At 50.5% G+C, this 1,222-nt stretch carries 1 protein-coding gene and 1 pseudogene; both read left to right on the top strand.

Translation table 11 applies throughout. The annotated features are described in order from the left end of the window. Nucleotides 1–409 (top strand): FKBP-type peptidyl-prolyl cis-trans isomerase (locus tag ABYW01_RS21365; RefSeq protein WP_372836629.1); only part of this gene is annotated, 409 nt, incomplete at its 5' end. A gap of 6 nt (nt 410–415) precedes the next feature. After that, nucleotides 416–1,222 (top strand): annotated as a pseudogene (locus ABYW01_RS21370) (M18 family aminopeptidase); the annotation flags it as partial.

Consider the following 1,222-nt stretch of genomic DNA (forward strand, 5'->3'; position numbering starts at 1 on the left):
ACACGACGATACCCGTAAGCTAGGTGACGCGTTTCTGGCAGAAAATGCCAAGCGGGACGGCGTGATCACGACAAAGTCTGGTATGCAGTATGAGGTTGTTAAAGCGGGAGAAGGCCGATCACCACGCTTTTTGGATACCGTTGTTGTTCATTATGAAGGCAAGCGAGTTGATGATGTGGTATTTGATAGCTCTTATACACGTGATAAGCCTTCAGAGTTTCCTTTAAAGGCGGTGATTCGCGGCTGGAAAGAAGCGTTGCCTAAAATGAAGGAGGGTGGCGTATGGAATATCTACCTACCTGCTGAACTGGCATACGGTGCCACCAGTCCGAATGAAACGATTCCGGCAAACTCTGCGTTGATCTTTAAAATTGAGTTGTTGGAAGTAAAAGACACGGTTGCGGAGTAATTTGATATGAGCCAACAGCAATTTAACCAGTCGCTGGTCGACTTTCTAAGCGAATCCCCCACACCGTTTCATGCCGTACAAGCCATGGTATCCCGGTTGTCTGATGCGGGTTTTCAGGCACTGGCAGAGGGTGACAGTTGGAATGTTGAAGCTGGTGGTCGCTACTACGTTGTGCGTAATGGGTCCTCCATCATCGCGTGGACCATGCCTCAGACTTCAGCCTTGGAAAGTGGGTTTCGGATGGTCGGTGCACATACCGACTCGCCTTGCCTCAAGGTTAAACCCACGCCGGAGATGCACAAAAACGGTTATTTTCAGCTGGGTGTAGAGGTGTACGGTGGCGTGTTGCTGAATCCTTGGTTTGACCGAGATCTGTCTATCGCCGGTCGTGTCAGTTATCGTAATGACGAAGGTGAATTAGCCGATGCGCTGGTCGACTTTAGCAAAGCGGTTGCGATTATTCCGAGTCTGGCGATCCATCTGGATCGGGAGGCCAACAAAGATCGTACGATCAACGCGCAGACCTACCTGCCACCTATTCTGGGACAGAGCGAAGAGAAACCGGATTTCCGGGCGTTACTGAAAACCCAGCTTGAGAGGCAGGGTGTTGACGATGTGGCGCAGGTTTTTGATTACGAGCTGTGCTTTTACGATACGCAGAAGCCAGGGTTCGTGGGCCTTAATGATGAGTTTGTCGCGTCAGCTCGCCTTGATAACTTGCTGAGCTGTTTTATCGGCTTAAATGCACTGCTTACCAGCGATACATCACAGGGTGCGCTGTTAGTATGCAATGACCATGAAGAGGTGGGCAGC

The sequence above is a fragment of the Pontibacterium sp. genome (assembly GCF_041587635.1).
Lineage (GTDB): Bacteria > Pseudomonadota > Gammaproteobacteria > Pseudomonadales > Balneatricaceae > Pontibacterium.